7 protein-coding genes are annotated in these 7,968 nt (G+C 44.5%); 6 read left to right on the forward strand and 1 reads right to left on the reverse strand.

All coding sequences use genetic code 11. The features are described 5' to 3' along the window. Window positions 1-272: 272 nt before the first annotated feature. Window positions 273-1,169 carry an AraC family transcriptional regulator gene (locus A3766_RS10075; protein ID WP_068510269.1) on the reverse strand — a complete coding sequence of 299 codons (897 nt, stop codon included), beginning with the start codon at window positions 1,167-1,169 and terminating at the stop codon, window positions 273-275. 180 nt (window positions 1,170-1,349) lie between these two features. Between A3766_RS10075 and A3766_RS10080 the strand changes: the two genes are divergently transcribed. The 6 genes from A3766_RS10080 to A3766_RS10105 form a co-directional block, all read left to right on the forward strand. Beyond that, complete coding sequence (locus A3766_RS10080; protein ID WP_068510271.1) at window positions 1,350-2,840, forward strand: CoA-acylating methylmalonate-semialdehyde dehydrogenase; 1,491 nt, start codon at window positions 1,350-1,352, stop codon at window positions 2,838-2,840. A gap of 39 nt (window positions 2,841-2,879) precedes the next feature. Then, window positions 2,880-4,040, forward strand: a complete 1,161-nt coding sequence (locus A3766_RS10085) for an acyl-CoA dehydrogenase family protein (protein WP_068510274.1) — start codon at window positions 2,880-2,882, stop codon at window positions 4,038-4,040. Between the two features lie 56 nt (window positions 4,041-4,096). Continuing rightward, window positions 4,097-4,897: an enoyl-CoA hydratase gene (locus A3766_RS10090; RefSeq protein WP_068510276.1), complete on the forward strand. Its 801-nt coding sequence runs from the start codon at window positions 4,097-4,099 to the stop codon at window positions 4,895-4,897. After that, entirely contained in the window at window positions 4,898-6,052 is a 1,155-nt protein-coding gene (locus A3766_RS10095; RefSeq protein WP_068510278.1) for an enoyl-CoA hydratase/isomerase family protein, read from the forward strand. 63 nt (window positions 6,053-6,115) lie between these two features. Further along, entirely contained in the window at window positions 6,116-6,997 is an 882-nt protein-coding gene (mmsB, locus tag A3766_RS10100) for a 3-hydroxyisobutyrate dehydrogenase (RefSeq protein WP_068510281.1), read from the forward strand. A gap of 126 nt (window positions 6,998-7,123) precedes the next feature. Further along, on the forward strand, window positions 7,124-7,968 hold an 845-nt coding region (locus tag A3766_RS10105), incomplete at its 3' end, for an ABC transporter substrate-binding protein (RefSeq protein ID WP_231882877.1).

The following is a 7,968-nucleotide window of genomic DNA, read 5'->3' on the forward strand; positions in this document are numbered from 1 at the left end:
GCAAGCGTTTTTCCAGTGCCGGTGCCTGCCTCGACAACACATACTGCTGGGTCGGACTTTCGTGCACCCTGATCATCTTCTTTAATGCTGCCTAAATATTTTGCTATCTCGGCAATCATTACTCTTTGCCCATATCGCGGGCGGAATCCTTCCCTAGAAGTAAACTTGCGATAAGTGGACTGTATGAGTTGTTTTTGACTGTCTGTAAGCATTGGTTAAATAAATAACTATTTTTTAGGCGATTAATAAGGAGAGAATAAAAATATTTCGTTTTACAAAGGCGCGTCCAGCCGCTTGCGCAATTCCTTACGGTAGTTTCTAGGCGAAACCTTCATAAGTTTCTTAAAGACGCGCGAAAAATAAAGCGCATCATCATACCCGAGTTGGTAAGCAATATCAGAAATACTTATGTTTGTTTGCTCAAGTAAAGAACATGCCTGCTCGATCTTCATGTTCGAAAAGTGTTTTAGCGGTGAAATACCAGTCAACTCATGATAGCGCCTGGAGAAGTGGTATTTAGAAACACAGCTAACATCTGCAAGATCAGCAAGACTTAGTGACTTGCCAATATTTTGTTGCATAAAATCCTGTGTCTTTTCGACACTTATACCACCATACTTTTTTGCATCTTCCATCACTGTATGTGCTGTTGAAATCAAAAGATGGCTCAAGAGGCTACTAACGTAGATATAAGAATCCAGGGTAAAACTCGAGCGAGCAATACCAATGAGCTCCCGAAAGCGAGCTAATGTCTGAACGTCATGAGCTTTAACAACTGAGGTATCAGATGCCTTAAATAAATAGCGGTAATAACTATCAGCAAGGTCACCACGAAAATGAAACCAGAAAACTGTCCAGGGTGTTTCAGGGTCAGAGCGGTATTGGTGGGCTGTTTCAGGCGGTAAAATAAACAGGTCCCCTTGGTGAATCTCCCCCTTGTAGTGACTCGTACTTAGATAACCCTGCCCTTCAGCACAATAAATAAGAATATAGTCGTCATGCGCAATTCTCTCCATCTCATGCTTTGCTGCGCTGGGGTAATAACCAATCGACGAAGCAAAGATTTGGCGAGCTATTGGATGAAGCGCGAGCTGTTGCAGAATATGCTTTGGCACACGAATTCGCGTTGCCTGCCTATCCGACAGAGGCCAGTTAGAGGGTTCGCTCATATATAACACTCAGTCAAAAAGCAATATAATCCATATCGATCGCAATTTAGTCAATGACTCTATGCATAATTGTTAGTAGAGTGGCTATCAAATATAAAACATTAGAAATATAAGTTTTACTCGTCTACGACCTTCATTAGCATTCTAAATACTGCATAAAGAATAATAAGGACTCCAATCATGCCTCATCAAGTTCCACTCTTAATCAATGGCGAATTTGTTCACAGTGAAAGCGTGCAAAAACAAAACGTTCTTAACCCCGCGACACAAGAGGTACTTGCAGAGGTCTCATTCGCCACGAAAGGCGAAATTGATCGCGCCGTTGAAGGCGCCAAAGCCGCATTCTTAGAGTGGAAAGAAACCCCTGTCAGTGAGCGCGCTCGCTTGATGCTACGTTACCAGTATTTGTTAAAGGAACATCAGCGTGAGATTGCCGAGATTCTTGCTAAAGACACGGGTAAAAATATTGAAGATGCTATGGGTGATGTATGGCGCGGTATTGAAGTTGTCGAGCATGCTTGCAACATTCCTTCCCTGTTAATGGGTGAGACTGTCGAAAATGTTGCTAAGGGCGTAGATACCTATAGCCTGACCCAGCCGCTTGGTGTGACGCTCGGTATTACCCCGTTTAACTTTCCGGCAATGATTCCGCTTTGGATGTTCCCTATGGCAACAGCCTGTGGAAACGCCATGATCCTTAAGCCCTCTGAGCAAGTTCCCTTAGCGACTGTTCGTTTATTAGAGCTATTCCAGGAAGCCGGGGCACCCAAAGGTCTGGTGCAAATGATTCATGGTGGCAAAGACCAGGTTCACCAACTTATTAAACATCCTGATATTCTGGCGACCTCATTTGTTGGTTCAGTACCTGTTGCCAAAGATGTGTATCTAACAACCACTCGCGAGATGAAGCGTGCTCAATGCTTTGCCGGTGCGAAAAATCACATGGTCGTACTACCTGATGCCGACAAAGACACCGTCATGAACGCATTAGTCGGCGCTACGGTTGGCGCTGCCGGACAACGCTGCATGGCAATTAGCGTGATTGTTTTTGTTGGCGAAACAATCGTCTGGGCAGATGAGCTCGCTGAACGCCTAAAAGCGGTTAAGCCCGGCACTTGGGACTCACCTGATTCAGCTTATGGGCCTTTGATTAGTCCTCAGGCTGTAGAGCGTGTTTCAGGCTTGATTCAAAAAGGAATAGATCAAGGTGCTAACTGCTTGATAGATGGTCGAAACATTGTTGTAGAAGGTTACCCTAATGGCAACTGGTTAGGCCCTACACTCTTCACCGGCGTTTCGACTGAGATGGACATATACCAGGAAGAAATTTTCGGGCCAGTTGTGTCATGCATGAACGTTGAAACGCTTGAAGATGCAATCAATTTGGTTAACAGTAACCCCTACGGCAACGGTACCTCAATATTTACCCAATCTGGCGTTAGTGCACGAAAATATCAGCACGAAATAGAAGTTGGTCAAGTTGGTATTAACCTGCCCATTCCCGTTCCGCTACCTTTCTTTTCATTTACTGGTTGGAAAGGCTCGTTTATGGGGGATTTACATGCTTACGGAAAGCAGGCAGTCCGCTTTTATACTGAGACAAAAACAATTACAGCAAGCTGGAAATCATCTCCTGCGCAAGCACCCAACATGTCGATTAGCTTAAAGTAGACAGATTAATTTATAAGGCCACCTAAAGTATTATATTTTATGAATTACGACTTAAACGAAGATCAGCTCGCTTTCCAGGAAACAGCAAAACGTTTCGCAGAGACAGAACTTGCACCTCAGGCTAGTATATGGGACGCAGCCTGCGAGTTCCCGAAGCAAGCCTTTGTCGAAGCAGGTAAACTTGGGTTTATGGCCATGTACGTGCCAGAGGCTGATAAAGGTATTGGTCTGTCGCGATTAGACAGCTCCATTATTATGGAAGAACTAGCGTCCGGCTGCACCTCTACCGCTGCGTTTATTAGCATCCATAATATGGCGTTTAATATGCTCGCTCGCTATGGGCGTAAGTCTCTGGTAGATCAGTGGTCAGAAGCGCTAGCATCAGGGCGTAAACTCGTCAGTTATTGTCTGACTGAACCGGGAGCCGGGTCTGACGCTGCCTCACTAACGACCAGTGGAAAACTCGAAGGCGATCACTATATCGTTAATGGTTGTAAAGCCTTCATATCCGGCGCTGGCGATACTGACCTTTTAGTCACAATGCTTAGAACTGGCGAGGCAGGCCCAAAAGGTATTACTTGCCTTGCCATACCCGCTACAAGTGAAGGTATCAGTTTTGGTAAGAAAGAAGAAAAGCTCGGATGGAGCAATCAACCGACCCGCTTGATTCATTTTGAGAATGTACGCGTACCCAAAGAAAACCTTTTGGCACATGAAGGTGACGGTTTCAAGTTGGCGATGGAAGGCCTAGATGGCGGCCGAATCAATATTGCTGCCTGCTCAGTCGGTACTGCGCGCGCGAGCCTGCGACAGAGTATTAGCTATGTTAAGGAGCGCAAGCAATTCAATCAGACGATTGCCGATTTTCAAGCCACCCAGTTCAAACTGTCTGATATGCTGACAGAGCTTGTAGCCTCTCGCCAGATGATCCGCCTAGCCGCATTTAAACTCGACCAAGGTGCAGCCGATAAATCGGTTCATTGCGCGATGGCTAAACGCCTAGCGACTGATCTCGGTTTTAAGATTTGCGATGAAGCCCTACAATTGCACGGTGGTTACGGCTATATCAAGGAATACCCTATCGAACGTTACTTTAGAGATACGCGCGTGCATCGTATTCTCGAAGGTACTAACGAAGTAATGCGCTTAATCATTGCTAGAGCCTTGTTATCTGATGAAAACTTCCAGCTTCTCGGATAAGCTAGTAGGCAAGCTTCGCGCATTCCAATCTTCTGAAAAAGGAAAGAACACCCGCTATGACACAAGAAAATCAGACTATTTCCCCTAGTGACAAAATTATTGTTACTGTCGATGGTCATATTGCTAAAATTACTATCAACAATCCACCTGCAAATACCTGGGACTTGGAAAGCCTTGGCGCGCTTTCAAGCGTCATCGTAAAACTCAATGCAATGAGCGGAATAAGTGCCTTAGTCATACACGGGCAAGGCGAAAAGTTTTTCTCTGCTGGTGCAGACCTTAAGCAGTTTAGTAGCGGCGACAAGATACTTTCAAAAGATGTTGCACACCGTTTTGGCGAAGCATTTGAAGCCCTTGCAAGTTTTAAGGGTGTATCCATCGCGGCTATCAATGGTTACGCGATGGGTGGAGGTCTTGAGTGTGCACTTGCCTGTGATATCCGTATCGTCGAAGAACAGGCTCAGGTTGCACTGCCTGAAGCAGGTGTTGGTCTTTTACCATGCGCTGGTGGCACACAGCGGTTGAGTTGGTTAATTGGCGAAGCGTGGGCAAGTAAAATGATCTTGCTCGGGCAGAGAATGGATGCCGAAACAGCCGTTCAAACCGGATTAGCACTAGAAAGTGTACCGAAAGGCGAGGCCTTATCAAGCGCCATGAACTATGCACAGTCTGCAAGTAAGCAAAGCCCCGATGCTTTGTTTGCCTGTAAAAAGCTTTTAAGTACAGCTCGAGAAAACGCCATATCGCTTTCACTTCAGCATGAGCGCACCGAATTCATTAATCTAATTGGTGGTGACAACCAACTTGAAGGCACTAATTCGTTTCTCGAGAAACGCTCTCCAGAGTGGAAAAAGTAAATGAATAAATCATCACAAGCAACTGAGACTGTCGAAACAACAGCGTCCGAAGAAGTGCTAGTCGAAGTACTTGCTGCTAAAAATGGCAGTGTGGGAGTTTTAACACTCAACTCCGAAAAGACGCTAAACGCCCTATCGCTTCAAATGGTCCGTTTACTCACGCAGTCACTAAAAGATTGGGCAAGTAACGATGATATTCAAGCTGTAATTTTAAAGGGGCAAGGCAGCAAAGCCTTTTGCGCTGGCGGCGATGTCCAAGCACTTTATCGCTCTGCGATAGCACAACAAGACGGTGCTTGTATCGATGCAGAACAGTTCTTTTTTGAGGAATATCAACTCAATTATCTTATTCATACTTATTACAAACCGATCATTTGTATTGGGCATGGCTTTGTCATGGGTGGTGGTTTAGGTTTACTCGCTGGCGCCAGTCATCGAGTTATCACCGACACCACTAAACTGGCTATGCCCGAGATAACTATTGGTCTGTTCCCTGATGTAGGTGGAACACAATTTCTTAATCAGGTTCCCTATAATCTAGGATATTTTCTGGCGTTAACGGGCGTAGCTATTAATGCAGCCGATACACTATTTTGCCGCTTAGCTGATTTTGCCATTGAGTTAAATGATGTCGAAAAGCTGATTCATGCAATATCCAAGCTTGAATTTTCAGAAGAAAATGATAACAACCACCTCTTGGTAACAGAAGCTATAAAGGCACTAGAGCTTACAAGCAAACAACTTCAAAGTTCGCAAATAAAGCTAAACCTACAAGTGCTTGAGCAGGCGTGCCAGCATAACTCTTTATGTTCAATTACGGATGCAATCGTAGCTTTTGATGAAAGTAACACTTTTCTCAACAAATCTAAGCAAACTTTACTTGCTGGCTCCCCGTTATCTCTTGTTGCGATTTATGAGCAGTTAAAACGCCATCGTTATACTGATTTACAAAACGCTTTTACAAGCGAGCTGGTTTTAGCGACCAACATGATCCGTCATCCCGATTTTGCGGAGGGCGTTCGTGCGCTATTAATAGATAAAGACAAAACACCTAAGTGGGAATACGCGCACTATACCCATATCCCAAGTTCCGTTATTGAGTCTTTATTTAGTAGGCCTTGGGATAAAAACCCTTTAGATGGGCTACTGGCTTAAGCAAAGCTTCTTATAAATAACAAAGGGGGCTATTCTGCCCCTTCCAAGATTGGGAAAATAATAATGACAACGATCGCGTTTATAGGTCTAGGGAACATGGGACGTCCCATGGCAAAAAATCTTGTAAAAGCGGGTTACAACCTGCGGGTATATGATTTAGCCAAGACTCCACTAGAAGAGATGAAGCAACTCGGTGCGCATGTCGCAAGCTCGGCATCACAAGCGTGCAAAGACGCTACTATCCTTATATCCATGCTGCCTGCAGGTAGGCATGTGTTAGGGCTTTATCTTGAAGGCGAAAAACTATTATCAATCATTGATAAAGAAACCTTAGTGATTGATTGCTCAACGATCGAAGCGGAGTCTGCTATTAGCGTACATAACGCAGCAAAAGATAAAGGTATTTCAATGCTTGATGCTCCTGTTTCAGGTGGCGTCGCAGCCGCCGCCGCAGGAACACTGACATTTATGTGTGGAGGTTCAGAAACCAATTTTGATAAAGCAAAACCTGTTCTTAGCGCCATGGGGAGCAATATATTTTTGGCAGGGACTGACGGAGCCGGGCAAGTCGCTAAAATGTGTAATAACATGCTCCTTGCTATTCATATGATTGGCACAAGTGAAGCATTGAAATTAGGTGAAAATAACGGTTTGGATGCTAAAGTACTTTCTGAAATAATGCTCGCAAGCTCAGGAAAGAACTGGAGTTTAGAAAAGTATAACCCTTATCCTGGCGTCATGGAGACCAGCCCTGCATCGAATAACTATCAGCCTGGTTTTATGGTCGACCTAATGACAAAAGATCTTGGTTTGGCGGCCTTAAACGCACAAAGTACTGGAAGTAACACGCCACTCGGTAATGCAGCCTATGAAATGTATCAAAAAAAACAAGCTTCAGGCGATGGATTAAAAGACTTCTCGAGTATTATTGAGCTTCTTTCTTAAGTAAGTACAAAAAAATTAGCTTACTACTGTTGTAAGCCCTTTCCCTTAGATAAACTCTTATGCCTGCGCGCCTATTTCTTTTATAGGAATAGGTTAATTTATCGTTTCTTCATTAAGGCTTTAACCGTGCTTTCTACGCCTCAATATAAGACTATTTTAATCATAGCGTTTTTACACTTTTTTACTGGTAAGGCGCTTGCTGCCGAAATTATTACCGAGTCACATGGCTTTGCTTTGTACGGCGACCTTAAATACCCNCAGGACTTTTCTCATTTTGACCATGTCAATCCTAACGCCGCCAAAGGTGGGAACCTGCGTCTAATGGGTTTCGGTTCTTTTGATTCTCTAAACCCTTACATTTTAAAAGGAACCAGCCCCTTCAATTCTCCGGGAATGTTTATGTATGGGTTTACAGAGCTAAATGAAACTTTATTAGCAGGAACCGGAAGCTACTCACCATCAGGCGATGAACCACAAAGTGCCTATGCCCTGTTGGCCGCTAAAATCCGTTACCCCCAGAATTATGCTTGGGTCGAGTTTGATATCCAGCCAGAAGCACACTTCCATGACGGGCACCCGGTCGACGCTGAAGATGTTGTGTTTTCATATACTACCCTTACAGAAATCGGGCACCCGCGTTTCAAACAAAGCCTTCGCGCCGTTACCAAAGTCAAAGCGATTGACGCCGATACAGTGCGCGTTGAGTTCGATCAGGCCGACCAAGCTGCAAATATCTTACGATTTGGTGAAATGCCGATATTACCCGCGCACTTCTGGGTGGATAAAGATTTCGAACGCAGCTCCCAAACCATTCCACTGTTAAGCGGGCCTTATAGAGTCGGTGACGTAAAGGTTGGCCAGTCAATCAAGTTAGAGCGTGTAAAAGACGCTTGGTTTACTAAGTTGCCTAAGGGTGAATTAAATATCTATAAAGGTAGATATAATTTCGATACCGTAGTGATAGATTTTTA

The sequence above is a fragment of the Oleiphilus sp. HI0132 genome (assembly GCF_001635845.1).